A 24390-nucleotide genomic window follows, 5' to 3' on the forward strand; every position below is an offset into this window, starting at 1 on the left:
GTCAAAACCACGGTGCAGGGGCTACTAGTCGAGCTTCAAGCCGATCTTGCGGATCAATGCACCCCATTGCGCGGCCTCGGCCCGCCACTCGTCGCGGAAGGCCTCTGGGCTGAGCGGCGGGCCCATATAGGCGCCGAGCTCGGCGATGCGCGCACGGTAGGTCTCGCTCTGGGTGACGGAGTTGAGCTCGCGATTCGCCTTGTCGACGATCGCGCGCGGCGTGGCCTTGGGCGCCAGCACGCCGTACCAGCCGGCGATGTCGAAGCCGTCGAAGCCCTGCTCGGCCATGGTCGGCACATCGGGCAGAGTCGCAAGACGCGCCGGCGTCGTCACGGCCAGGCCGCGGATCTTGCCGCCGGCGATGCCCGCCTTCGCCTCGCCGATCGGCGACACGAACACGTCCATTTCGCCGCTCGACAGCGCCAGGATGGTTTGCGGCACGCTGCGGTAGGGGATCATCTCGGCCCTGCCGTCGATGCGCTGCAGGTAGAGCTCGCCCACCAGATGGGCGAGGCTGCCCGGCGAGACATTGGCGAAGGTGACCTTGCCGGGCCGCGCGCGAATATAGGCAGCGAGCTCGGCCATGGAGCGCACCGCCAGGCTCTCGCGCACCAGGATGGCGAACGGCGCCTTGGCCAGCATGGCGACCGGATCGAAGTCGCGATCGACGTCATAGAGCTGGTTCTCGTAGACGAACGGGTTCGTGACGATGAGGCTGGCGATGCAGAACAGGAGCGTGTAGCCGTCGGCCGGCGCGCGCGCGGCGACCTGGGCCGAGATGCCGCCGCCCGCCCCCGGCTTGCCGTCGATGTAGAAGCGCTGGCCGAGTCGTTCCGACAGGGCGTCGAAGACGATGCGGGAATGGGTGTCGGTGATGCCGCCCGTAGACGGCGACACGACGCGCACCGGCTTGGTCGGCCAGTCGGTGGCGCGCACCGGTGCGGCGCCCGCCAGCACGAGGCCGGCCGAACCGGCGAGCCCGCTCAGCAGCGGTCGGCGCCTAAGGCTGCGCACCCCTATGGTCATCGCGATTTCCTCCGATCGTTGTTCTTGCTTGCAGGAAGGCCAGCACCTCGTGGGCGACGGCCTCCGGATCCTGGATGGCGGCGACATGGCCGGCGTCGGCGATCGTCGCCGTGCGCGCGTCAGGCAGCTCGCTGGCGAGCGACAGCGTATGGCTGGGCGGGATCAGTCGATCTTCGGCGGCGGCCAGCACCAGCGTCGGGCACGAAATCACGCCGAGATCGACAGCGACAGGCCGGGCCAGGATGGCGGCGCGCCGTTGCTTCTGTGCAGCGTCACGACGGTTGCCGGCGAAGAGGGCGGCGGCCTCCGGATGTGACGCGAGGTATCGCTCCGTGAAGAAGTAGCGGGCGATCTCCGATGCGCTGCCGGGCAGGCTCGCGCGAAGGGCGGCAAGCCTGGCAAAGACTTCGGGATTGAGCGAAGCCGGCGCCACGCCGGCGCGGAAGGTGCTCGACAGCACCAGCCGGTCGATCCTCTGCGGATGGCGTTGGGCCAGCACCTGCGCGATGACTCCGCCCAGAGACGTGCCGAAGACATGGGCCCGCTCGAAGCCCAGCGCCTCGACCAAGGTTGCCGCGTCGTCGGCGAGCTCCGTGAGGCCGTAGGGCGCGTCGGGATTGCGCGTAGCGCCGGAGTCGCGCTGATCGTAGGCGATCACCGTGAAGTGCTCGGCGAGCAGCGCGCCGAGGGTGTCGAACATCGAATGATCGGCCTCGGCGCCATGGATCAGCAGAAGCGGCGCGCCGCTGCCGCGCCGCGCGAAGGCGATCGTCGTGCCGTTGGCCTGCACCGTGGGCATGGTCAGTGCAGCAACGTGCCGAGTGCGCCGGAAAGCTCTCGCGCCGGATCGCCCGGGACATAGGGCATGCGCCAAGCGACATGGCCGTCGGGCCGCACCAGCGCCGCGCCGCGCAAGCCCATCTGGATGCCGTCGGCCGGATGGGCATTGGGCAGCTGCTTGAGGCCGAGCGGCAGGCCGAGCTTGGCCGCGACGTCGCGGCCGGCTTCCATCCAGGCCTCGCCCATCGGTCCCGCGACCAGCGTGAAATCCTGGTCGAACCAGTCGAGCGTCGACTGCTTGCGTGCCGGATCGAGCCACAGGTGCGGGAAGCGCCCACCCGGCCGGTCGGATGGCGCATAGACGCGTGTCAGGTGGCCGCCCTTGGGCGTGCCGTCGGGGATCACGGCGCCCTCTTCGTAGGTGAAGCCCAGCGCCTGGCCGATGCTGTGCAGATGGTTGTCGAGGTCGTTGATCCAGAAACGGATGTGGTCCTCGTTGCCGGAGCGGATCGCCTGGTCCATGCGCAGGAAGCGGGTGCGGTTGCCGAAGCTGAAATCGGCGTTGGATTGCGCCACCGGCCGGCGCTCGACGTCGTAGCTGTCGAGCAGCTTTTCGGACGCCCAGCCGCGCAGCACATAGGCAAGCTTCCAGGCGAGGTTGTGCGCGTCCTGCACGCCCGAGTTCAGGCCGAAGCCGCCGGTCGGCGGGAAGCGATGGGCGGCGTCGCCGACCAGCAGGACGCGGCCGCGGCGGAAGCCCGCCGCAACCTGCTTGCTCATGCGCCAGACCGAGCGGTTGAGCAGCGTGACGTCGAGATCGGGCACGCCGACATGGGCGCGGATGATCTCGATCATCTCCGCATCGCTCCACGGCCGCGGCCGCTCGTCCTTCTGCTCGCCGATCTGGATGATGCTGAGCCAGCGGTCGCGGCCGTTGGTGTTGAGGATGCTGGCGCGCGGCACACCGGGCGTCCTGGAATAGACCTGGTAGCCCGCCGCTTCGCGCGCCAGCGGGAAGCGCGAGAGGTCGGCGCGCCAGTATTCGTTCAGCAGCACCGCGAGCGTCGCGGGCCCCGCCATGTCGATGCCGGCAGCGCGGCGTGTCTGGCTGCCGGCGCCGTCGCAGGCGAGCAGGTAGCGCGCCTGCCAGCGCTCGCTCTGGCCCGTCGCGACATCGCGGATCTCGCAGACGACACCGTCCTCCACCTCCTCGAAGCCCACGAACTCGGTAGCGAAGCGCACCTGCACGAGGTTGGAGTGCTCGATGACGCGGTAGATCTCCTCCTCGACCGCGTCCTGTGCCACCAGGCATTTCCAGGCCGGCGTCTGGCCGAGATTGGGCTCGGGCCGCGAGCGGCCGATCTCGCGGCCGGCGATGCTCTCGACCTGCACGAACATGTCGGAGTTGTCCTGCAGGCCGCGATCGCGGATCGCCTGCTCGATGCCCCACTGGCGGAAGATCTCCATGGTGCGCACCCAGCAGCCGCGCGACTTGGGATGGTCGGTCGTCGTCGGGCTCTTCTCGACGATCACGGCATCGATGCCGAAGCGGTCGAGCAGCAGGCCCATCGCCAGGCCGACCGGTCCGCCGCCGACAATGAAGACCGACGTGCGACGCGGTGCCGGCGAAACATCGCCCATCTGGTTTCCTCCTCGTTGTTCGCGGGAGTTTGCGCGCCGCTGCCTATCTCACAAGAATATGTTTGATATGATCTCGATCTCTATTCGAGATGGGAGGCATCGATGGACCTGCGCCAGCTGCGCTACTTCGTGGCGGTCGCCGAGCGGCGGCGGCTTCGGTGCGGCGGCGAGCGCACTGAACGTCGCCCAGTCCGCGCTCAGCCGGCACATCAAGCTCTTGGAGCACGAGCTGGGCGGCGCGTTGCTCGAACGTGGCGCGCGCGGCGTGGCGGTGACCGAGGCCGGCAAGGTCCTGCTGGCGCGCGGCCGCTGGCTTTTGGGCACCATCGACGACATCAAGGCCGAGGTGCTGACCGAGAACCGCGAGCCCGGCGGCACCGTGCGGCTGGGCGCGCCGTCGAGTCTGGCCGACAATTTCTACGCTCCGCTGGCGCGCCTGTTCGCCCGCCGCTTTCCGCGGGTGCGCCTCGAGCTGAGCGACGGGCTGACCGAGGAGATGACCGACCGCCTGTTGAAGGGCGAGCTCGATCTCGCCGTCGTCACCGCCCCGCAGCCCAACGATCATCTCGACTACGAAACGCTCGTGGTCGAGCAGGTCTTCCTGATCGGTCCGCCGCGGGATCCGCTGCTCAGTCGCGGCTCGCTGACGCGCAAGGACTTCCGCCAGCTGCCGGCGGCGGTGCTGCCGCTCAGCCGCAGCGCCTTTCCCTCGGGCGTGCGCTCCTCGCTCAGGGTCGAAAGCATGACGCCGCTCAAGCAGATGGTGGCTTCGGGGCTCGGCTATGGCCTTCTGCCCTTCTCGGGCATCCACCAGGAGGTCGCCGACGGCACGCTCTCGGCGGCCCGGCTGCCGTGGATGAGCGCCGATCGCGTGCTCGCGCTGCCGCGTGGCCGCCCGACGAGCCGTGCCACGCGCGAAGCCGTCGCGGCGCTGAAGGAGGTCTGCCGGGATCTCGTGGGGCAGGGCAGGATCCTGACGGTGTGAGCGAAATAGCGGCGACCGGCTGGTTTGACGCGCCTGCGGATCGTTATATATGATTGAATATATCGACTGAGTTTTCCGGCCCGCTACCCCGCGCGCCGGTCACGGCGGCGGCCGCATCGAGCATCGCAAACGTGCGGCCGCCGTCTCCTCATCCGTTCAGGAGAAGCCCGATGACAGTCCTTGAGAAGGGTCCGGCGCAGCGTCCGGCCTATGCCGACGGCAAGACCAAGCTGATGCTGATCGACGGCCGCTGGGTGGCGGCGGCATCCGGCAAGACCTTCGAGAGCCGCAATCCCGCGACCGGCGAACTTTTGGCGCACGTTGCCGAGGGCGACCGCGAGGACATCAATCGCGCCGTCGCCGCCGCGCGCAAGGCCTTCACCGGCCCGTGGAGCAAGTGGAAGCCGGCCGAGCGCCAGGCCGTGTTGCTGAAGCTCGCCGACCTGGTCGAGCAGCACATCGAGGAGCTGGCGGCGCTCGACACCTACGACATGGGCGCCCCGATCAGCCGCACGCGCAACAACCGCCAGCGCGCCGTCGGCATGCTGCGCTACTACGCCGGCATGGCGACGTCGATCCACGGCGAGACCATCGACAACTCGCTGCCCGGCGAGATCTTCTCCTTCACGCTCAAGGAGCCGGTCGGCGTGGTTGGCGCCATCATCCCGTGGAACGGCCCACTCACGGCATCGATCTGGAAGATCGGTCCGGCGCTGGCGACGGGCTGCACGGTCGTGCTGAAGCCTGCCGAGGAGGCGCCGCTGACGCCATTGCGGCTGGGCGAGCTTTGCCTGGAGGCGGGCGTGCCGCCGGGCGTGGTCAATGTCGTGCCGGGCTATGGCGAGACCGCGGGTGCGGCGCTCGCCTCGCATCCGGACGTCGACAAGGTGGCCTTCACCGGCTCGCACCTGACGGGCCAGAAGATCGTCCAGGCCTCGGCCGGCAACCTCAAGCGCGTGTCGCTCGAGCTCGGCGGCAAGTCGCCCGACATCGTCTTCGCCGACGCCGATCTCGACGCCGCGGTGCCGGGCGCCAGCATGGCGGTGTTCGCCAACTCCGGGCAGATCTGCAGCGCCGGCACGCGGCTCTTCGTCGAGCAGAAGGTCTACGAGGAGTTCACGCACAAGGTGGCGGCGTTCGCCAAGGCGTTGCGTGTCGGCAACGGCGCCAATCCGGAGACCCAGGTCGGCCCGCTGGTGTCGCCCGAGCAGCTCGATCGCGTCACAACCTATCTCAGCATCGGCCGCCAGGAGGGCGCGCGCCGCCTCAGCGGCGGCGAGCAGCTGACCGACGGCGACTACAAGAAGGGCTACTTCGTGCCGCCGACCGTGTTCGCCGACGTGAAGGACGAGATGCGCATCGCCCAGGAGGAGATCTTCGGGCCGGTGATCTCGGCCATTCCCTTCACCGACATCGAGGAGGTGGTCCAGCGCGGCAACGCCACGACCTTCGGCCTGGGTAGCGGCGTGTGGACGCGCGATGTCAGCAAGGCGCACAAGCTCGCACGCGCGATCCGCGCCGGCTCGGTCTGGATCAACTGCTATCAGGCGATGGATCCGGCCGTGCCGTTCGGCGGCTACAAGATGAGCGGCTACGGCCGCGAGAGCGGCCTGCAGCACGTCGAGGAGTACCTCAACGTCAAGGCGGTCTGGATCAAGACCGCCTGACGCTCGGCGTTCAGCCCGTCCAGTCCCTCGTGTGCTGCGCACGCGAGGGACGCGCGATCTTGGGCGCGTCGGCCGGCATCGGCCTCGGCGTGCCGACGCCCAAAAAGCCGACCAGGCGACTCGGCGCCTCGAAGCCCAGGGCCTTGTTGACCTGCGGGTCGTAGCTGTTGGCGCCCGTCACCCACATGCCGCCGTAGCCCAGCAGGTGGATGGCGTTCAGCATGTTCATGGCGGCGGCCCCTGCCGACAGGACCTGCTCGATCTCGGGGATCTTGCCTTCCTTCATCTCGACGCCGACGGCGATGATGAGCGGCGTGCGTCCCACCCAGGCGCGCGACTTCTCGGCCATCGCCGGGCCGTTCTCCGGGTCGCGCGCCATTGCCGCCGCGGCGAGCCGGTCGGCCCAGGCCTGACGTTGCTCGCCGCGGATCAGCACGAAGCGCCATGGCCTCAGGCGGCCGTGGTCGGGCGCACGCAAACCGGCATCGAGGATCAGGTCGAGCTCGGCGCCCTCGGGCGCCGGCTCCTGCAGGAGGTTCGCGGACTGCCGCGACAGCAGCAGCTCGACGGCGCGCAGGCGTTCGTCACGCTGGGCCGCAGGGGGAGCAATGGCATGGTCCATCCCACCAATATCGGATGGCCTGCCACTAATTGCAAGTGATTATCATTATCCGACGACGCCAGCAACGACCTCCCGCGCGGACCGTTCATCTGCGGCACAGGCCGCTGAGGGACGTGGATCTCCTGAAATGGATCTCCTGAAAGTCGACTGGGAGGCGATCTTCACGCCGCAGCATTCGCTGCTGGAGCTCTTCCTGCGCGGCACGCTCGTGTATCTGGTGATCTTCGTGCTGCTGCGCGTGGTCGTGCGCCGGCAGACCGGCGGTATCGGCATGACCGACATCCTGGTGATCGTGCTGATCGCCGAGGTGGCCGGCAACGGCATCTCCGACAATTTCCAGTCCGTGGTCGAGAGCACCGTCCTTGTCGGCACCGTGCTGCTGTGGAGCACTCTGATCGAATGGCTGCAGTCGCGCTATCCCGCCTTCGAGCGCCTGGTACGCGACCGCAAGCTGAAACTGATCGACAACGGCCGTATGCTGCGCCGGAACATGCGCGAGGAGTTCATCACGGTCGAGGAGCTGATGGCCCAGCTGCGCGAGAAGGGGCTGGAGGACTGCCGCGACGTCAAGGCGGCCTACATGGAGGCCGACGGCCGCATCAGCATCATTCCGCGCGACGGCAAATGACCTTGCCCCGGCGGGCGGCGAGTCCGATCATCCGGCCCAGTACCGGAGGTTCCCATGAACGTCGCGACCCCGCCGAAACCGGCATCCGCCGAGAGCGCCGTGCCGCGCCTCACCGAGCTGGCGCGCTTCGCCGGCTGCGCCGCCAAGATCAGCCAGGCCGACCTGCACAAGGCGCTGGCTGGTCTGCCGGTCGCTTCAGATCCGCGCGTGCTGGTCGGGCACGACACGTCGGACGATGCAGCGATCATCAAGCTGCGTGAAGACCTGGCCTTGGTCGAGACCGTCGACATCTTCCCGCCGATCGTCGACGACGCCTACGACTACGGCCGCATCGCCGCCACCAACGCGCTCTCAGACATCTACGCCATGGGCGGCACGCCGCTCAACGCGCTGAGCTTCGTCGCCTGGCCGGTCGATACGCTCGGCACCGTGCCGTTGCGCCAGGTGCTCGACGGTGCGGCAGCGATCTGCAAGGAGGCTGGCATCGCCATCTCCGGCGGCCACTCGATCGTCGACGAGGAGCCGAAGTTCGGCCTGTTCGTCACGGGCACCATTGATCCGCGCAAGATCGTCTCCAACGCGGGCGCGCGGCCGGGTGATGCGCTGGTGCTGACCAAGCCGATCGGCACGGGCGTGCTGACCACGGCGGTGAAGCGCAATGCCGCGCCCGAGAGCGTGCTCGCGGCGGCCATCAAGTCGATGACGACGCTCAACCGCGACGCCGCCGAAGCGATGAACGCCGCCGGCGCAACGGCTGCGACGGACATCACGGGCTTCGGCCTTTTAGGCCATCTCGGCAACATGCTGCGCGCTTCGTCGACGGCGGCCGGCACGCCGATCGGCGCGAAGCTCTCCTACAGCGCCGTTCCCGTATTCGATCGCGTGACCGGTTTCCTGAAAGAGGGCCTCTGCCCTGGCGGCACCAAGCGCAACCTCGAATACGCCGCCCCCAACGCGCGCTTCGCGGACGAACTTGCCGAGCCGCAGCGTCTCCTGCTCGCCGACGCACAAACGTCGGGTGGCCTGCTGATCGCCGTGCCTCAGGACAAACTTGCGGGTCTTCTCGCTGATCTCAAGAAGCGCGGCACGTTGGCCCAGGCAGTCATCGGCAGTGTCACCGCCGCCGACAAGCCTGGCGTGATCGAGGTGACGGCCTAAGCCGGCAGCCGCGTTGCCTGACTGGCGGCGAGCAGCCAGCCGTCGCGGCCGGTGACGTAGACGGCGACCCAGCGGAAGTCGTAGGTCTTCTGTTCCTTGACGTTCAGGATCGGGCTCTTGCCGGTCACGATCACGGTCGGGCCGGCGAACACGCGGAAGCTGAGCTCGCTCGCTGGCGCATTCTCGATCATGGGCTCGCCGGCCATCGCCAAAACGAGCCGCGCGTCCTTATTGTCGACCTTCCCTGAACCATGCGTGTGCGTGAAGGCGTCGGCATAGATCGCGCGCAGGGTCGGGAAGTCCTTGTCGGTCACTGCCTTGGCTATCTTTTCACGGAAGGTCTTGATCTCCTCGATGATGCTCTGCGCCTCGGCGTTGTCGGGCTGGCGCGGCGGATGGGCGAGGGCAGGCCCAGCGGCGAGCAGCGGCGAAGCCGCGAGGAATAGGCGTCTACGCATTCTTCGAGCTTACGCCCGCCTGTGCGAATGTCGCCATGCCGTTGTGGCAGGCGGCGGCCGCTTTCAATAGCGGCACCGCAAGTGCTGCCGCCGAGGCCTCGCCCAGGCGCATGCCGAAGTCGAGCAGGGGGCGCTGGCCGATCGCCTCGAGGAGGCGCGTGTGGCCGGGCTCCGCCGAGCGATGCGCCACCAGGCAATGGTCGAGGGCGTGTCGATCGATCGCGTGCAGGACGGCGGCCGCCGCGGTGCAGGCATAGCCATCCAGAAGCACGGGGATTCGGCCCATGCGGGCGGCCAGAACCGCGCCGGCGATGGCTGCGAACTCCTCGCCGCCGACGGCCGCCAGCAAGGCGAGCGGATCGCGCTCGGCGATCAGCGCGCGATGATGCGCCAGTGCCTCGTCGATGACGGTGATCTTGTGGGCGAGCGCCTTGCCCTGCACGCCGGTGCCCGGTCCCGCCCAATCGGCGCCGGTGCCGCCGAACAGCGCTGCGCAAAGGGTAGCCGCCGTCGTCGTGTTGGCGATGCCCATCTCGCCGAGACACAGCACGTCGATGCCGGGCTCGGCCGCCATCATGCCGTAGGCCATGGCGTTGGCCGTGCGCGTCTCGTTCATCGCCGGGCCTTTGGTGAAGTCCTCGGTCGGATGCTCGAGGTCGAGCTCGTAGATGCGCAGGTCGGCGTCGATGCTGCCGGCGAGCTGGTTGATCGCCGCCCCGCCGCTTAAAAAGTTTTTCACCATCTGGCCGGTGACTTCGGGCGGATAGGCCGACACGCCGCGTGCGGCCACGCCGTGCATGCCGGCGAACACCGCGATGCGCGGCCGCTCGACGCGCGGGCTGGCGCGGCCCTGCCAGGCGGCCAGCCATTCGGCGATCTCCTCCAGCCGGCCGAGCGAGCCCGGCGGCTTGGTGAGCTCGGTCTGGCGCTGCACGACTTTGGTCTGCGCCTCCTGGTCGGGACCGGGCAGGTCGCGCAGGATCTTGCGCATTTCGTCGAAAGAAGGGGCGGCCGAATTGGGGGAATGGGCGTTCATAGCGGGCGCGGACCATCCTATATTTGCCCCATCATGACCAGTCCCAGCGAGCCGCCGGTTGCCCGGCCTTCCTCCTTCGACGAATGGCTGCAAGCCTTCAAGGAGCAGGCCACGTTCTTCACCGGCCTCAAGCTAGATGTCGGCGCGCCGCGCTGGCAGCTCGCCGACGTGCTGCCGGTGCTGCCCTTCATTGGCGCGGGCGTCGGGCTCGCAGCCGGGTTGGTGTTCGCCATCATGCGCGGCCTGGGCCCGGGCTGGTTGGCTGCCGTCATAGCGATCGGCGCGGCAATCCTGTTCACCCGCGCGCTGCATGAAGATGGTTTGGCCGACACCGCCGATGGGCTGGGCCCGCACGGCCTTGATACCGATCGCCGGCTCGAGATCATGCGCGACAGCCGCAACGGCACCTTCGGCGTGCTGGCGCTTGCACTCTCCGTGCTGGTCAAGGTCGCCTGCCTGGCCTCGTTCAGCGGCGCCACCGGCCTGGTGGTGCTGATGGCGGCCCACGCGCTCTCGCGTGCGACCATCGCCTATCCGCTGCTCGCCTATTCGCCGGTGCATGCCGATGGGCTGGGCTCGCAGGTCGGCAAGCCGACCGACAACGACGTCTGGCTCGCCATCGGCATCGGCGCGGTGCTGGCGTTCCTGCTGCTTCTGGGCAAGGGCTTCTTCGTGGCCCTGCTGGCGCCGATCGCCGCCATGGCCGCGGCCTGGTTCGCCTCGCGCTGGATCGCCGAGCGGATCGGCGGCTACACCGGCGACACGCTGGGCGCGGTCCAGCAGGCGGCCGAGATCGCCTTCCTGGTGGTGGCGGCGCTGTTCATCAGCCGGTAAGACACGCACGGTGTCATCCCGAGCGTAGCGAGGGACCTTTAAGGCAACAGGAAAGGTCCCTCGCTACGCTCGGGATGACAGTGTGCGTTGTTCGAGAGGGGCATATCTCATGGCGACAGGCGCCAAGATTACAGGTCTGGTGACGCGTTGGTGGTGGGTGCGGCATGCGCCGGTGCCCAATCCGGAGGCGCGCTGCTACGGCCAGACCGACAAGGACTGCGACGTCAGCAACCACGACCTGTTCGTGCACCAGGCGAAGCTGCTGCCCAAGGGCGCGGTGTGGTACGCCTCCAACCTGCTGCGCGCGCGCAAGACGGCGGAAACGCTGGCCAGCCACGGCGCCGACATGGGCGAGCTCCTGATCGATCCGAATCTCGCCGAGCAGCACTTCGGCGACTGGCAGGGTCTCACCTATGTCGAGATCGCCGAGAAGCACGCCAACAACCATCTGTTCTGGCTGGGACCGCCCGAGTATCGCCCGCCGGGCGGCGAGAGCTTCGTCGACCTGCGCGACCGCGCGGTGCGCAGCATCGATCGCCTGACCGAGGAGCATCGCGGCCGCGACATCGTGGCGACGGCGCATGGCGGCACCATCCGCGCCGCGCTGGCGCACGCCTTCGACCTGCACCCCGAAGCCGCCGTGCGCTTCGAGATCGACAATGTCTCGGTCACCCTGATCGAGCATTTCGCGCAGGCCGATCCCGCGCATGCCTGGCGCGTCGCCTTCGTGAACTACATGCCGCGCGCGCTTGTCGTCGCCAAGGCGGCGGCGCTGGCGTGAAGACCAAGAGCGAGCTCGCCGCCGAGCAGGCGGCCTACTGGAACGGCCCGGGCGGCGACGGCTGGCTTGCCGCCTACGAGCGCATCCAGCGCTCGCTCAGCGACATTGGCGATATCGGCCTGGCGGCGGCCGCGCCGCAGCATGGCGAGCACGTCATCGACATCGGCTGTGGCACCGGCGGCACGACGGCGGCGCTGGCCCATGCAGTCGGCATCGCCGGCCACGTGCTGGGCGTCGACATTTCCGAGACGCTGATCGAGAGCGCGCGTGCGCATCGATTGGAGAACGCCACCTTCGTCGTCGGCGACGCCGCCACGCATCCGTTCCAGGCCGGCCACTACGATCTCGTCTTCTCGCGCTTTGGCGTCATGTTCTTCGCCGATCCGGTCGCGGCCTTCCGCAACATCCGGCGCGCGCTGAAGCTCTCGGGCCGTCTCGTCTTCATCGCCTGGCGCACGCCGCAGGAGAATCCCTGGGGCACGACGCCGACGCGCGCGGCGCTGCCCTTCCTGCCGCCGCAGCCGCGACCCGGCCCGGAGGACCCCGGCCAGTTCGCGTTCGGCGACCGCGCGCGCGTCGAGCGCATCCTGAGCGAAGCGGGCTTCCACAAGCTGCGCCTCGAGCCGATCGACCGGCTGATCTGGTTGGGCCCCAGCATCGCCGAGGTGCTGGCCGGCGCCGGCCGCTTCGGTCCGCTGGCGCGTGCCTTCGCCGGCGCCGAGCCCGCCGCCATCGAGAAAGCCAAGCAGGCGATCGCCGAGGCGCTGGCGCCGCACGAAGGTCCCGACGGCGTGCGACTGCCCGGCGCGTGCTGGCTGGTCGAGGCGAATGCGAACTGATGGGAGCGCGGGCCTCCGGCCCGCTCATGATCATGATGCGGGCCAGACCTGCCTGCGCGAAGCCGAAGCGGCTTCGCTTCGGCGAAGGCAGGGGCCCGCGCTCCAGAAGATGACCTGATGGAACACACCTCAACCTTCCCGCTGCCGCCGGTGACGCTCGTCCTGGGCGGCGCGCGCTCGGGCAAGAGCACGCACGCCGAGAGACTGGCGACCGGCAGCCTGTTCGGCGCCGTGCCGCGGCCCGCGGTCTACATCGCCACGGCCGAAGCGGGCGATGTCGAGATGGCGACGCGTATCATGGCCCATCGCGCGCGCCGCGGCGGCGCCTGGACCACCATCGAGGAGCCGTTGAAGCTTGCCGAGGCCTTGCAGGCTGCCGCGGCGCACGGCCAGCCGGTGCTGGTGGACTGCCTGACGCTCTGGCTCTCCAACCTGATGCACGCGGAGGCCGACCTCGACGAGGCGACCGACGACCTGGTCATGACGCTCGACGGCTACGGTGCGCCGGTCGTGTTCGTCAGCAACGAGGTCGGGTTGGGCCTGGTCCCCGAGACCCCGCTGGGCCGCGCCTTCCGCGATGCCCAGGGCCGGCTCAACATGCGCATGGCCGAGCGGGCGGACCGGGTGATCCTAATGGCGGCCGGCCTGCCGCTGCTCATGAAGGACCGCCCGGCCCGAACTTGAGTCCTTTCTGAGGCAAAAGCTCTAGATGCCTGAAAATAGTCACGAAATGTGATACGGTTGATACCGTGGTGGCCATTAGGCGCTTCAACCCCCTCTTCGTCGGGGCGTCGGCCACAGGACCAAGGAGCAGAAGAAATGAAGCTCGACCGCCGAACCGTGCTTGCGGGCACTGCGGCCGCGTTTGCCGCCCCCCTGATTTCCGCCGTCCCGGCGCGCGCCGACGCCAAGCGCCAGGCACTGGTTGATTCCAGCCTCGAATCCGCGCGCAAGATCCTGACCGGCAAGGACTACCCCGACGCCGCCAAGTACATCCAGGGCGCGCGCGGCGTGCTGATCGTGCCCGAGCTGGTGCAGGGCGGCCTGATCTTCGGCTTGGCCGGCGGCCGCGGCACCCTGATGGCGAGGGGGGCGCCCAGCGACTGGAGCCCGCCCGCCTTCTACGCCATGGGCTCGGGCAGCGTTGGCCTGCAGATCGGCGCCAAGGTCTCCGAGGTTGTGTTCATCATCAAGACCGAGAAGGGCCTGCAGGCGATCCTCGACCACAGGTTCAAGTTCGGCGCTGAGGCCGGCGTTGCGTTGGCAATTGTCGGCATCGGCGTCGAAGGCGGCTCGACGATGGCAGGCGGCGCCGACATCATCGCCTTCGCGAGTTCGCAGGGCCTGTTCGCCGGCGCGTCGCTGGAAGGCTCCTACCTCGATCCCGACAACGACTGGAACGCGCTCTACTACGGCAACGGCGCCAATACCAAGTCGATCGTGCTCGACCGCCGCTTCACCAATCCCGGCGCCGAACCGATCCGCCAGTTCATGGCGAAGTGGTGAAATGGCGCTTGGCGTGAGCCTCAACCGACAGTTGGTTGTGTTTATCACGTGAAGCGCTATCGAGTGGAGCATGCGGCAAGGCAAGACGTGCATCCGACGGTGTGTTGATGCCGCGGGGTGCATCCACTAGGCTTGAGACGTGGCCACGCTAACCTTCGACAAGCTGGCCTATGTCGACCGGCTCCAGGCCGCCGGCATGGGTGAGCGCGAGGCGCGGGCCCTGGCCGACGGTTTGGATCAAGCCTTGCGCGAAGAAGTTGCCACCAGGACCGATCTTCGAGCGGTCAAGACCGAACTCGCGGCGGACATCGCCGCGGTCAAGACGGAGCTCGCGGCCGATATCGCAGCGGTCAAGACCGAACTTAAAGGCGATATCGCAGCGACGAAGCACGACATGTTGCGCTGGATGGTCGGCATGGCTTTTGGTCAGGTCGCGCTCACCGTAGCCCTCATCAGGTTCCTGCCGCACTGAGCTGCGTCGCGATCCTCAATCGATCACATCGGCGGTGACGTCGAGTGGTGCGGCGACGACATCGCCCGCCACTGGCACGACCTTGACGACGGCGCTGGTGCCGCGGACCGGTGCCGCAACGACGCCACAGCCGGCGAGGGCGGCAGCGATGGCCAGGATCAGGAAGGCTCGGAAATAACGGATCATAGGTATCCTCTTCCGCATCAACGCCATTGCCGCTCGGCAGTTGCCGGGATCGATGGAGGGGGGCGCTATCACCTGCTAGATATGGTGGTCCTCACCGCCAGAGAGAACCGTCCATGAGCCTGCCGTTCGACGGCTTCAAGGCCGCCCAGACCGGCCTCGTGGATATGGGCGTCATCAGCTTCTACGACAACGTCGGCGCCATCCCGATCTTCAACGTCTGGGAGCTGGCGCAATACAAGAACAGCTTCAGCGAGATCGTGCTGAACGTCACCTGGGCGCAATTGCAGGCGAGTGAGAACTCGCTCGACACGTCGTTCATCGACACCGCGATCCAGCAGGTCACCCAGTTCAACAGCACCTACAACAGCGACATCGGCATCAAGCTCCGGGTCTGGGGCGGCTACACCGCGCCCAACTGGGCCAAGAAGATCGGTGGCGCGCCGATCACGATCACCGGCGAGAGCGGCGTCGATCCCAACGTCTATTCTCCCCAGACGATCGGCCGCTTCTGGACCGCTGACTACGTCAACGCCTGGCAGAACCTGCAGAGCCAGCTCGCCGCCAAGTACGACGGCATGGCGATCATCCGCGGCATGTCGCAGACGATCGGGACCTCGGCCACCGACGAGCCCTTCGTTCCGTTGCGCACGAATGCGTTCGTATCGTCCAACCCCGCCGACGGCACGGTGAACCAGATCGCCCAGCTCCAGATGGGCGGGTACCACGATGCCGCCGAGATGCTGACGCTGCGCGCGGCGATCGCCAACTATTCCCAGTGGTCGACGACGCCGCTCGACTACACGATGAACAGCTTCCATTTCTTCGACGGCGGCGGCGAGGCATACGGCGGCAACTTCACGTTGGCCGTGCTGCAGCAGGCGCGGAACTCGGCCCGCATCGTCCAGCCCGGCAATCATGCCTTGAGCGATCCGCTCTACACTCCTGACGCCGTCGTCTATGCCCAGCTCCAGAACGACGCCCTCCTGAAGCCGGGGGTGGTCGGCAACAGCTTCCAGACGAACGCGCCGATCCTCCTTGCCGGCTACCCGGGCTGGCAGGGCGCCGTCAGCCAGGGCGTTACGCTGAATGCCGGCAACATCGAGCTATGGGACTTCCCGACTGCTCCCAGCGTGCCCAACGGCTTCCTGAGCTTCACCCCGGCACAGCTCCAGGGGCTGGCCGCGATCCTGTCGGCCGGCAGCCCGCCGCCGACTGCGGGTGCGCCGGACGACGGTTCGGCGCTGGGCTTCATCGCGCCGGGCGTCGTGAGCGGCGCGCCCGGCCCGATCGCCTTTACCGGCACCGACGCCGTGCTGCTCGCCAGCAACTCATCGGCCACGTCCTACGCCGTCACGCTCGCCTCGCTTGGCGGCGGCACGCTCGGCATCGGCGGCCTCACCGGCTTCTTCGGCGCGACCAGCGGCACGTCGCTGAGCTTCAGCGGCTCGCTGTCGCTGGTGAACACGCTCCTGGCGAACGTCACCGACACGGTGACCTCGGGCGCCGACGTGGTGCACGTCGTGGCCATCGACAGCAACGGCAACACCGTCGTGCGCGATATCGGCGTGCAGACCGCACTGCCTGTCACGCCGCCCACCGTGACGCCCGGGCTGCTGCCGGCCAACCAGCTGTTCGACTTCACCGCCGGCGTGGTGCGCGTGGTCGGCCAGGGCGAGAGCAGCAATCTCGACGTCGCGGGCCAGCTCGGCAACAGCGGCATCCTGGTCGTGGGCGGTGTGCAGAGCCAGCTCTCGCTCGGCGGCAATCTCGACGTAAGCGGCAGCACGTCGTTGCTGGCGGCGCTGTCGCCCAATGCCTACAGCACGGCGAACCTCGCGATCGGCGGCGCCTTCTCGGTCCAGGCCGGTGCCGAGACCTATTTCTCCGGTACGCTCAGCGCCGACACGATCGCCAACAACGGCGGCACGATCAGGGGCAACGGCATACTCGATGCCGCGGGCGGCGGCAGCATCATCAACATCGGCACGATCGAGGCCGTGTCCGATACGACGCTGGGCTCCCAGCGCCTGGTCGTCTCCGACGATATCACCGGCGTCGGCACGCTGCTCATCGATCCCGGCGCGACGCTGACCCTGAGCGGCGCGGTCCAGACACAATTCATCACCTTCGCTGCCAACAGCAGCAGCCAGCTCGCGTCCTATCCCTATTCGCCCAGCACGCTGGTGCTGGAGCATCCCGACCAGGTGAGGGGCAGTACCATCTTCGGCTTCACCTTCGCCGACCGGCTGGTGCTGGAAAATGTCGACGTCACCAGCGTGAGCTACGGCGGTGGCATCCTCACCGTGAACTTGGCGGGCAGCCCGCCGCCAACACCACTCACCTTCTCGATGTTCGGCAACCTCGCCGGCCTCGAGCCCATCGCCACCGTTCCGCCCGGCTCGTCGTCGGCCATCATCAGCTTCGTGGCCCCATCGGGCGGCATCGCGCCCGGCGTTTCCGGGCCGGGTACGCTGCGTGGCGCGGTGGACACCAAGGTGCTGGTGCCCGACGTCGTCCTGCAGACGCCGCTCGCCCAGGGCGTCAGCCCGGGTGCCGCGACCTACTCGGTCGTTGTGCAGGCGACCGGCGGCGAGGTGGCGGTCGAGGGCTTCACCACGGACCATGCCGGCGCCGGCAGCAGCGTCACCATCCCCAATGTCGCCACCACCACGGCCACCAGCCTCGCCACCACGCTGGCCCAGATCGAGCGGTACCTGCAGACGCTGACCTACGAGGCGCGCGGCACGACGACCGAGACGATCACCATCACGGTCACCGACTCCGCATCGCGCACCGGCTCGACCTTCATCACCGCCACTAACGGCGCCGCCGGCGTCTTCGAATGGCATCCGGTCGTCGGCAGCACGGATTTCACCGACTTCCACAACTGGACCGTCGGCGTGACCGCGCCGGGCGGCGCCAACGTCGCGCTGTTCGCCGCCGGCAACCATACGGCGACCGGCAATGGCGCCGTCGGCCAGATCTTCGACCTCGGCGAGACGACGCTCACGGGCAACATCGTGGCCCAGGGCGTCGGCGGCCTCGCGGTCGCCGTCGACGGCGGCGGCGCGCTGACGTTGACCGGCGGCGCGTTGCTGAATGCCCAGCAGCAGACAGTCGTCGGCCGCACCGGCAGCGGCCTCCTGCTGGTGTCGGGCGGCATGCTCGCGGTCGGCGGTTCGGCAAGTGAGGATAACCTGGTCATCGGCCAGCAGAGCGGCAGCACCGGCACGGTGCTGAACCTCGAGCAGATCTCGGCCAGCAGCACGGTGGTGGTCGGCGGTGCAGGCACCGGCACGCTCGAACTTTTAGGCGTCGCTTCGTCGATGTTCGACACCGGAGCCGACATCGGCCAGTCGGTCGGCGCGCGCGGCAGCGTCATCGTCAACGGCGGCGAATGGACCAACGGCGGGCTGCTCACGGTGGGTGACGCCGGCACGGGCTCGCTCCTGATCAACGGCATGAACCGCGGCATCATCGGCCAGGTGACGGCCTACAACATGGCGATCGGCAACCAGGCGAGCGGGCAGGGCACGGTCACCCTCGACGGCGGCGAGCTTCTGGTCGCCAACGTCTTTTCCACCTCGAGCACCCTGGTCGTGGGCAATGCCGGCACGGGCAGCCTGGTCGTGCAGAACGGCAGCGAGGTCGCCGTCGGCGCGGCGCAAGCCCAGGCCGGCACCAACACCGGCAACCTGATCGTCGGCGCCGCCGGCAGCGGACTGGTCCGCATCGGCGCCTACAGCGCGCTGCTGGTCTATGGCGATGCCACGGTCGGCGGCGGCACTGGCGCGGGCCAGATGATCGTGTCAGGGGGCAGCGATGACGGCGCGCTGTTCGCGACCAACGGCACGCTCGATGTCGGCGCCCACGGCCAGGTCACGCTGGGCGGCAACCACGCCATCCTGCGCGCCGCCGACATCGAGGTCGCGGCCGGCGGCTCGATTTCCGGCACCGGCACCGTTTCAGGCCTGGGCGGCGGCAACCACACCGTGGCGCTGACGCAAATCGACAATGACGGCGCGATCACCGCCCAGGATGGCAACCTCCTCCTCTACGGCGCCGTCGAGGGCAGCGGCACGCTCGGCATCGGCAACAACGCGATCTTGACCTTGCAGGCCGCCGTCGAGTCGACTCAGGCGCTCACCTTCGGCAACAACTCGAAGCTCGTGCTCAACGACGCGCTCGCCTTCCATGGCACGATCACCGGCTTCGGCCCCGACGACCTGATCGACATCTCCGGCCTGCAGGCGAGCAACCCGCGCTACGTCGAGGGTGTACTGACCTTGGACACGGTCGCGGGCTCGCTGCAGATCAGGCTCATCGGGCCCTATTCCACCACCAGCTTCTCGGTGCGGCCCGACGGGCTCGGCGGCACCTACGTCTCGGGCGGCTATGGCGACGTCCATATCGTGAGCCTCGACGGCTTCGCCTGCGACTTCCAGGCGGTCGGCGAGTACGTCGCCGCGCGGGGCAGCAGCGACGGCACGCCCTGGCAGGTTCAGATCCAGACCGACGGTCAGCACGGCACCGCAAGCTGGACGACCGGCCTTGCCGCCGAGTTCGGCGACACCGCCGTGATCTTTGCCGTCGGCAAGCCGATCACGCTGCATGTCGATGGCGCGCCGGACATCGTGCTGAAGGGCGATGTCGCCCATGCGCTGGAGGGCGGCACGCTGACGCCGCTATCGGCCGATACCTGGCGGGTGGCGTGGAACTCGGGTGAGGTCATCACCGTCAGCGAGCACGGCATCTCGCTCGACTGGCAGGTATCCGCCCACGATCAAGCGTCGGTGCAGGGCCTGCTCGGGCCGCACAACGCGCCGTGGTCGTACGTCAACCTGCCCGACGGCACGATGCTGCGGCAGGCCTGGAGCAACGACCAGATCGTCGGCGCCTACGCCGACGGCTGGCGCGCGGCGCACTCGCTGTTCGAGCATCATCATTCGCCGTTGTGACGGGCGCTCAGAGCGCGCGTGTTCCCTGCTCGATGACGATGAAGGTCGCCCACGCCAGCAAGGCGATGCCGAGCGGCGCGCTGAGCTTGCGGCCCCAGGAGACGTTCTTCTCGACGGCCATCACCGCGCCCAACGCCAGCATCCAGCCGACGCTGCCCGTGCCGACCACGAACATCAAAAGCATGATCGCCCAGCAGCAGCCGACGCAGAACAGGCCGTGGCCAAGGCCGAGCCGGAAGCTTTCACGGCCTGGCGCCTGGCCGCGCCAGTGCTCGTTGATGAAGCTGAACGGCGTGCGGCACTTGTCCAGGCAGGCATATTTCAACCGGCTGAACTGGAAGGCGCCGGCCATCGCCAGCACCGCGGCACCCACCAGCCAGCCGTTGAGGCTGAGCCAGGGAGCCCAGCCCGCCAGGCTGTGCAATCCATAGTCGACAGCGTGTGCGGCAAGCCCGAAGGCCAGCCAGACCAGCAGATATCCCGCAATCAGCAGCCCGAGCAGCGCCCTGCGGTCGGCGCGGCCTTCGGTCACCCGCGCGAACAGGCCGAGCAGCGGCAAGGTCGTGGGCAGCATCATGGCCGCGATCATCAGCATCCATCCCAGCGCATAGAGCAGCGCCGGCACGATCACCGGTCCCGCGGGCACCGCGCGGCAGAGCCAGGCGCCGAGGCCCAGCTCTGTCCATTTGCCGTGATCGAGGTAGCGGCCGTGCGGGCTCAGCTCCCACAGGAAGAGCGTGAGCCAGGCCAGGGCGATCAGGCCAACCAGCACCGCCAGGAACGCTCGTCGCGGCTCGATCGGGCTCGCGATCACGGGCGTTGGCTCAGGCGTCGAAGACGAACGTGCTTTGCAGCGCGTTGTAGCCTTTCAGGTCGACGTCGATGCCCAGCGCCTTGTTCTTGGCGCGGTAGTGCGGTGACTTGCCGACGAACACCGGCGCGCCCGGCACAGTCGAGAAGATCGTGTCGGTGAGCGTCGTGACCTTGCCGGTGGTGCCCTGGTAGGGCTCGAGCTCGGCGTAGCCCACGTCGCCGATCTTGATGGTGCCCCTGCCGCCCTGCACGTCGAAGGTGATGGGCACCTGCTCGACCGACACGACCTCGCCGATCAGCTTGACGAGGTCGCCGACCGGACCGCCTTGCTTGCCGGTATAGACCTGCAACAGGGCGTCCTTCTGCTTCGGGCTCGCCTTGTCGTCGATGTAGACGGCGGCGCGCCAATTGCCTTTGAGGATGTTGCCGGGCACATGGGCCAGGGCGACGATTGTGCAGCCGGCGACGTCGACACCGTCGACGGCGCCTTTGTCGAAGTGCCATCCAACGATGGTGTCGCAGGTGCCGTTGTCGGGATCCTCACCGATCCAGCACGGGCACAGCACCCGGCAGTTGCAAACTTCGAGAAGTCGGCCTTCGAGATGGTAAGCCATGTCTACCCCCTGCTCTGTTGAGCGCTACGTGCTCTACAAGACGCGACGCTGGGCGATCGCTACGGTACGAAATGGCGTTGAGCGCGAAAGCAGATCAGATTGAAGGATGCCGCGCAATCCGAATCAGGCAGAGGTCTCAGCCTTGCCACGGGGTTGCTTCATCGTGAAGGCGTCCGGCGCGATCCCGCGCTGCAGCTCGGCCCAGTCGACCGGCGCGGCGATCGGGAAGCCGGCCAGCGCGCGCGGCGAGAAAGCGGCGACAGCGGTGGCGCCGGGCCTGTTGTAACGGCAGTCGATGTTGGCCTTGGCGAGCCGGCTGGCGAGCTGCTCGCTGTAGCGCAACGCTTCCTGCGCATTGAGATCAGGCTCGATTGGCACCATGACATGCAGCTCGCGCCCACCCGTGAGCTTGGGCCAGCTCTCCAGCCCCTCGGCCTTCAAGAGCGTGTGCAGGCGCAAAGCGACGTCGGCGGCGTTGACGCTGAACACCAGCATGTCCGGCCGTTCGGGATCGTCGATCGTGACGTTGGCGGCGTGCAATTCGACGGCGCCCATCTCGACCAGGCCCAGAAGGCCGTCGACGCTGTCGATCCAGAAGCGGTCGTCGCCCGCCTTGCGCACCGCCTTCGGCGGCTTGCCCGGCGTGCTGCCCACCAGCTTGAGCGGCCGCCGCGCGAGATGGACCAGGGCCTGCTTCGCCACCTTCTTCCAGTAGGCGGCGAGCTCGGCCTTCGTCGGCACGTTGACTGTCGCGCCCGGCAAGGACTGCTTTAGCGACGCCAAACCCTCCCACGGATCGTGATCGAGGAATGCCAGCCGCTTGGGCAGAGTAAGCAGCGTGAAATGGTTCGACCGGATGTTCTCGCCGAGTTCGTCCCAGGCCAGCGGCACCGACACCGGCGCCCCCTCGCGGGCGCGTGTCGAGTAGGCGCCGATGGCAGTGGCGCCCATGCCGTTACGCAGATAGTCGACGAAGATGCGTCCGCGCCGGCCGCTCTTGGCCATGTTGTCGGTGTAGAGGTCGGGCCGGTCGGCCGCCATCGCCGAGGCGATCGACTGGGCGAACGCCTTCACGGTATCCCAGTCCGCCTGTGGCGTCAGGGGGAAGACCACGTGCAGGCCTTTGCCGCCGGTGGTCTTCACGAAGCTTTCCAGCTTCAGCGCCGCCAGCCGCCGTCGCACGTCGTGCGCGGCGTCGATCACGCGCTGCCACGGCACGTTGTCGCCGGGATCGAGATCGATGGTGACGCGGTCGGGCAGCTCCGGCCGCTCGGCCTTGGCGCCCCAGGGATGGATCTCAAGCACGCTCGCCTGCACGAGCTCGAGCAGGCCTGCAAGATCGTCGATCACCAGCATCAGCTGATCGTCGTTGGGCACCGGCAATTGGCGGACGCTGTCGCCGAGGCCGGCCCAGGCGTGCTTCTGGAAGAAGCCTTTTTCGTTGATGCCTTCAGGATGGCGCAGAAGGCTGAGCGGCCGTCCGACCAGGTGCGGCAGGATCCAGTCGGCAATCTCGCCATAGAACTCGGCCAGGCCCTGCTTGGTGATGCCCTGGTCGGGCCACAGCAGGCGGCCTGGATTGGTGAGCCGCACCGGCAGCTCCGCCTCTCGTCGTCCCGACCGGAGCGAAGCGGAGTGGAGGGACCTTCTCTCCACGACTGGCCGCTTATCGTTGTGAGAAGGTCCCTCCACTCCGCGCTTCGCGCTCCGGTCGGGACGACGGTTTTCGACGGTGCCTTCAACGAGCTCGCGGAACACCGCATGCCTTATCAGCCCGCCACCGGTGCGGCCGCGATATTCGATCTCCGCCGACAGCACCGGCTCGACCCAGCGCACGCCCTTGGGCGGCGCGGTCTCGTCCTTCAGCGGTGGCTTGGTCGTGCGTAGCGGATCGAGCCGCTGCCACAGCTCGCGCGCGCTCGCCGCCGTGAAGCCTGAGCCGCAATGTCCGACCGGCACGAGCCGGTTGCCGGCATATTCGCCCAGCACCAGCGCACCCACCGACTTCGGATCGACCGTCGAGGGCACGTAGCCCGCGATCACAAAGGGATCGCTCTGACTCGACTTCACTTTCAGCCACGTCTTCACCCGCCCCGAGCGATAGGGCGCCGTCGCCTGCTTGGAGATGATGCCTTCCAGCCCAAGGCGGCTCGCATGCCTGAACACCGCATCGCCGTCGCCCACGATGTGGTCGCTGTAGCGGAGGCGATCCGAGCCGGTCTCTGCCAGCAGCGCCGCCAGCGCCTGCTTGCGCGCCACCAGCGGTGCGTCGCGCAGGTCATGGCCGTCGAGGTAGAGCAGGTCGAAGCCGTAAAACAGCGTGTCGCCGCTGCCGTTCTTCAGCGCGTCGACCAGCATGGGAAAGCTCGCCACGCCGGTGGCCGTCTGCACCACCACTTCGCCGTCGATGATGGCGAGTTTCACCGGTACGTCGGCAAGCGCGTGAGCGACGACGGGAAAGCGCTCCGTCCAGTCGAGGCCCTGCCGGCTGAACAGTTTCACCCGCCCGTTCTCGAGATGGGCTTGCAGGCGATAGCCGTCGTGCTTGATCTCGTGCAGCCAGTCCTTGCCCGACGGCGCGGTCTCGGTCGCCGTTGCGAGGCTGGGCTCGATGTAGCCCGGCATCGGCGTCGCCTTGGCCTTGGCGATCGCCGCGGCATCGACGGCAGATTTGCGCCGACGCTTCTTCTTCGTTTCGGTGATTTCCCCCTGACCCGACGCCCACAGCCGATCCTTCTCGCGGGCGATCGCCTCGATGCTGCGGCCGGTCGCGGCCGAGTTGGGTTTTTCCTTGGTGATGTCCGGGTCACCAGCAGGCCGCGCCGCTTCGTCGTCCGACTTGAACAGCAGCCAGTTCTCGTTCTTCTCGCGCGGCTTTGGCTTCATGCGCACGAGATGCCACTGGCCTTTGAGCTTCTTGCCGTTCAGGTGGAATTTCAGATGGCCTTTCTTGTAGCCGAACTCGGGATCGAAGTCGGGCGCCCACGTGCCCTGGTCCCAGATCATCACCGTGCCGCTGCCGTACTGGCCTTCCGGGATCACGCCTTCGAAGCCGCCATAGTCGAGCGGATGATCCTCAGTCGCGACGGCCAGCCGCTTCTTGCCGGCGACCAGGCTCGGCCCTTCCGGCACCGCCCAGCTCTTCAGCACACCGTCGAGCTCGAGCCGGAAGTCGTAATGCAGCCGCCGCGCCGCATGCTTCTGGATGACATAGCTGTTGCCCGGCTTGGCCGCGCGCCGCCCCGGCGGCTCCGGCGTCTTGGAGAAGTCGCGCTTGGCATTGTAGGCATCCAGTGACTTGGCCACGGTGTCAGCTTATCATAGGCTGTTGTCTCTTGACCCCGATGGCAGCGGGGCGTTTGCTTGTGCTTGCGTTACCGGGGTGT

At 68.0% G+C, this 24390-nt stretch carries 21 protein-coding genes; 11 read left to right on the forward strand and 10 right to left on the reverse strand.

Annotation, left to right across the window (positions count from 1 at the left end; all coding sequences use genetic code 11):
* Nucleotides 1–24: 24 nt before the first annotated feature.
* Genes RSO01_RS28580 through RSO01_RS28590 form a run of 3 tightly spaced genes read right to left on the reverse strand, consistent with a single transcriptional unit; the run spans nucleotide 25 to nucleotide 3447 of the window.
* The gene (locus RSO01_RS28580) at nucleotides 25–1014 is read right to left on the reverse strand and encodes a Bug family tripartite tricarboxylate transporter substrate binding protein (RefSeq protein WP_246158888.1); all 990 of its coding nucleotides are present in this window, start codon (nucleotides 1012–1014) and stop codon (nucleotides 25–27) included.
* Nucleotides 1001–1825 carry an alpha/beta fold hydrolase gene (locus RSO01_RS28585; RefSeq protein WP_147153935.1) on the reverse strand — a complete coding sequence of 275 codons (825 nt, stop codon included), beginning with the start codon at nucleotides 1823–1825 and terminating at the stop codon, nucleotides 1001–1003. Before RSO01_RS28585 ends, RSO01_RS28580 begins: the two co-directional genes overlap by 14 nt.
* A 2-nt stretch (nucleotides 1826–1827) precedes the next feature.
* The gene (locus tag RSO01_RS28590; RefSeq protein ID WP_147153937.1) at nucleotides 1828–3447 is read right to left on the reverse strand and encodes an FAD-dependent monooxygenase; all 1620 of its coding nucleotides are present in this window, start codon (nucleotides 3445–3447) and stop codon (nucleotides 1828–1830) included.
* 67 nt (nucleotides 3448–3514) lie between these two features.
* On the opposite strand from RSO01_RS28590, the gene RSO01_RS28595 reads away from it, so the two are divergent.
* Nucleotides 3515–4432, forward strand: coding sequence for a LysR family transcriptional regulator (locus RSO01_RS28595; RefSeq protein ID WP_170303421.1), 918 nt, complete (start codon nucleotides 3515–3517; stop codon nucleotides 4430–4432).
* 170 nt (nucleotides 4433–4602) lie between these two features.
* Nucleotides 4603–6099 carry an aldehyde dehydrogenase family protein gene (locus RSO01_RS28600; RefSeq protein WP_147153941.1) on the forward strand — a complete coding sequence of 499 codons (1497 nt, stop codon included), beginning with the start codon at nucleotides 4603–4605 and terminating at the stop codon, nucleotides 6097–6099.
* Between the two features lie 10 nt (nucleotides 6100–6109).
* Here RSO01_RS28600 and RSO01_RS28605 read toward each other — a convergent pair whose 3' ends face one another.
* Nucleotides 6110–6721 carry a nitroreductase family protein gene (locus tag RSO01_RS28605; protein WP_147153943.1) on the reverse strand — a complete coding sequence of 204 codons (612 nt, stop codon included), beginning with the start codon at nucleotides 6719–6721 and terminating at the stop codon, nucleotides 6110–6112.
* Nucleotides 6722–6848: 127 nt separating this feature from the next.
* Between RSO01_RS28605 and RSO01_RS28610 the strand changes: the two genes are divergently transcribed.
* On the forward strand, nucleotides 6849–7349 hold the full coding sequence (locus tag RSO01_RS28610; protein ID WP_147153946.1) for a DUF421 domain-containing protein: 501 nt from the start codon (nucleotides 6849–6851) through the stop codon (nucleotides 7347–7349).
* A 54-nt stretch (nucleotides 7350–7403) separates the two neighbouring features.
* Nucleotides 7404–8507 (forward strand): selenide, water dikinase SelD, encoded by a 1104-nt coding sequence (gene selD / locus RSO01_RS28615; RefSeq protein WP_147153948.1) that lies wholly within the window; start codon nucleotides 7404–7406, stop codon nucleotides 8505–8507.
* On the opposite strand, the gene RSO01_RS28620 is transcribed toward selD, so the two are convergent.
* Both RSO01_RS28620 and cobT read right to left on the reverse strand, forming a co-directional pair.
* Complete coding sequence (locus RSO01_RS28620; RefSeq protein WP_147153950.1) at nucleotides 8504–8965, reverse strand: nuclear transport factor 2 family protein; 462 nt, start codon at nucleotides 8963–8965, stop codon at nucleotides 8504–8506. The two genes, selD and RSO01_RS28620, sit on opposite strands and share 4 nt — an antisense overlap.
* On the reverse strand, nucleotides 8958–9956 hold the full coding sequence (gene cobT, locus RSO01_RS28625) for a nicotinate-nucleotide--dimethylbenzimidazole phosphoribosyltransferase (RefSeq protein ID WP_246158887.1): 999 nt from the start codon (nucleotides 9954–9956) through the stop codon (nucleotides 8958–8960). Before cobT ends, RSO01_RS28620 begins: the two co-directional genes overlap by 8 nt.
* Nucleotides 9957–10034: 78 nt before the next feature.
* Here cobT and cobS point away from each other — a divergent pair, with 78 nt between their 5' ends.
* The 6 genes from cobS (at nucleotide 10035) to RSO01_RS28655 (ending at nucleotide 14433) form a co-directional block, all read left to right on the forward strand.
* Nucleotides 10035–10835 (forward strand): adenosylcobinamide-GDP ribazoletransferase, encoded by an 801-nt coding sequence (gene cobS / locus RSO01_RS28630; protein WP_170303422.1) that lies wholly within the window; start codon nucleotides 10035–10037, stop codon nucleotides 10833–10835.
* 109 nt (nucleotides 10836–10944) lie between these two features.
* Entirely contained in the window at nucleotides 10945–11616 is a 672-nt protein-coding gene (locus tag RSO01_RS28635) for a histidine phosphatase family protein (RefSeq protein ID WP_147153957.1), read from the forward strand.
* Nucleotides 11613–12455, forward strand: coding sequence for a class I SAM-dependent methyltransferase (locus RSO01_RS47560; RefSeq protein ID WP_170303423.1), 843 nt, complete (start codon nucleotides 11613–11615; stop codon nucleotides 12453–12455). Before RSO01_RS28635 ends, RSO01_RS47560 begins: the two co-directional genes overlap by 4 nt.
* A gap of 117 nt (nucleotides 12456–12572) precedes the next feature.
* Entirely contained in the window at nucleotides 12573–13139 is a 567-nt protein-coding gene (gene cobU / locus RSO01_RS28645; protein WP_147153960.1) for a bifunctional adenosylcobinamide kinase/adenosylcobinamide-phosphate guanylyltransferase, read from the forward strand.
* 135 nt (nucleotides 13140–13274) lie between these two features.
* Nucleotides 13275–13961: a lipid-binding SYLF domain-containing protein gene (locus RSO01_RS28650; RefSeq protein WP_147153962.1), complete on the forward strand. Its 687-nt coding sequence runs from the start codon at nucleotides 13275–13277 to the stop codon at nucleotides 13959–13961.
* Nucleotides 13962–14100: 139 nt separating this feature from the next.
* Nucleotides 14101–14433, forward strand: a complete 333-nt coding sequence (locus tag RSO01_RS28655; protein WP_147153964.1) for a hypothetical protein — start codon at nucleotides 14101–14103, stop codon at nucleotides 14431–14433.
* Nucleotides 14434–14448: 15 nt separating this feature from the next.
* Here the strand turns inward: RSO01_RS28655 and RSO01_RS47565 are convergent, their stop codons facing one another.
* The gene (locus RSO01_RS47565; protein ID WP_170303424.1) at nucleotides 14449–14619 is read right to left on the reverse strand and encodes a DUF6726 family protein; all 171 of its coding nucleotides are present in this window, start codon (nucleotides 14617–14619) and stop codon (nucleotides 14449–14451) included.
* 113 nt (nucleotides 14620–14732) lie between these two features.
* On the opposite strand from RSO01_RS47565, the gene RSO01_RS28660 reads away from it, so the two are divergent.
* Nucleotides 14733–19577: a beta strand repeat-containing protein gene (locus tag RSO01_RS28660; protein WP_147153966.1), complete on the forward strand. Its 4845-nt coding sequence runs from the start codon at nucleotides 14733–14735 to the stop codon at nucleotides 19575–19577.
* Between the two features lie 7 nt (nucleotides 19578–19584).
* Here the strand turns inward: RSO01_RS28660 and RSO01_RS28665 are convergent, their stop codons facing one another.
* From RSO01_RS28665 to ligD, 3 genes are all read right to left on the reverse strand, one after another.
* Nucleotides 19585–20391 (reverse strand): DUF2182 domain-containing protein, encoded by an 807-nt coding sequence (locus RSO01_RS28665; RefSeq protein WP_218037487.1) that lies wholly within the window; start codon nucleotides 20389–20391, stop codon nucleotides 19585–19587.
* Nucleotides 20392–20401: 10 nt separating this feature from the next.
* Nucleotides 20402–21004, reverse strand: a complete 603-nt coding sequence (locus RSO01_RS28670) for a DUF1326 domain-containing protein (protein WP_147153968.1) — start codon at nucleotides 21002–21004, stop codon at nucleotides 20402–20404.
* Between the two features lie 123 nt (nucleotides 21005–21127).
* A complete protein-coding gene (gene ligD / locus RSO01_RS28675; RefSeq protein ID WP_147153970.1) occupies nucleotides 21128–24310 on the reverse strand; it encodes a DNA ligase D in 3183 nt (1060 codons plus the stop codon).
* Between the last annotated feature and the right edge of the window lie 80 nt (nucleotides 24311–24390).

Origin of the sequence: Reyranella soli (assembly GCF_007992495.1) — a bacterium.
Classification (GTDB): domain Bacteria; phylum Pseudomonadota; class Alphaproteobacteria; order Reyranellales; family Reyranellaceae; genus Reyranella; species Reyranella soli.

What these genes read in the sequence shown, in the direction of transcription:
- cobT (WP_246158887.1), bottom strand. Translation starts at nt 9,956, where the DNA reads ATGCGCAAGATCCTGCGCGACCTGCCCGGTCCCGACCAGGAGGCGCAG.
- RSO01_RS47565 (WP_170303424.1), bottom strand. Translation starts at nt 14,619, where the DNA reads ATGATCCGTTATTTCCGAGCCTTCCTGATCCTGGCCATCGCTGCCGCC.
- RSO01_RS28610 (WP_147153946.1), top strand. Translation starts at nt 6,849, where the DNA reads ATGGATCTCCTGAAAGTCGACTGGGAGGCGATCTTCACGCCGCAGCAT.
- RSO01_RS28595 (WP_170303421.1), top strand. Translation starts at nt 3,515, where the DNA reads ATGATCTCGATCTCTATTCGAGATGGGAGGCATCGATGGACCTGCGCC.
- cobS (WP_170303422.1), top strand. Translation starts at nt 10,035, where the DNA reads ATGACCAGTCCCAGCGAGCCGCCGGTTGCCCGGCCTTCCTCCTTCGAC.
- RSO01_RS28670 (WP_147153968.1), bottom strand. Translation starts at nt 21,004, where the DNA reads ATGGCTTACCATCTCGAAGGCCGACTTCTCGAAGTTTGCAACTGCCGG.
- selD (WP_147153948.1), top strand. Translation starts at nt 7,404, where the DNA reads ATGAACGTCGCGACCCCGCCGAAACCGGCATCCGCCGAGAGCGCCGTG.
- RSO01_RS28605 (WP_147153943.1), bottom strand. Translation starts at nt 6,721, where the DNA reads ATGGACCATGCCATTGCTCCCCCTGCGGCCCAGCGTGACGAACGCCTG.
- cobU (WP_147153960.1), top strand. Translation starts at nt 12,573, where the DNA reads ATGGAACACACCTCAACCTTCCCGCTGCCGCCGGTGACGCTCGTCCTG.
- RSO01_RS28585 (WP_147153935.1), bottom strand. Translation starts at nt 1,825, where the DNA reads ATGCCCACGGTGCAGGCCAACGGCACGACGATCGCCTTCGCGCGGCGC.
- RSO01_RS28650 (WP_147153962.1), top strand. Translation starts at nt 13,275, where the DNA reads ATGAAGCTCGACCGCCGAACCGTGCTTGCGGGCACTGCGGCCGCGTTT.
- RSO01_RS28635 (WP_147153957.1), top strand. Translation starts at nt 10,945, where the DNA reads ATGGCGACAGGCGCCAAGATTACAGGTCTGGTGACGCGTTGGTGGTGG.
- RSO01_RS28590 (WP_147153937.1), bottom strand. Translation starts at nt 3,447, where the DNA reads ATGGGCGATGTTTCGCCGGCACCGCGTCGCACGTCGGTCTTCATTGTC.
- RSO01_RS28620 (WP_147153950.1), bottom strand. Translation starts at nt 8,965, where the DNA reads ATGCGTAGACGCCTATTCCTCGCGGCTTCGCCGCTGCTCGCCGCTGGG.
- RSO01_RS28600 (WP_147153941.1), top strand. Translation starts at nt 4,603, where the DNA reads ATGACAGTCCTTGAGAAGGGTCCGGCGCAGCGTCCGGCCTATGCCGAC.
- RSO01_RS28660 (WP_147153966.1), top strand. Translation starts at nt 14,733, where the DNA reads ATGAGCCTGCCGTTCGACGGCTTCAAGGCCGCCCAGACCGGCCTCGTG.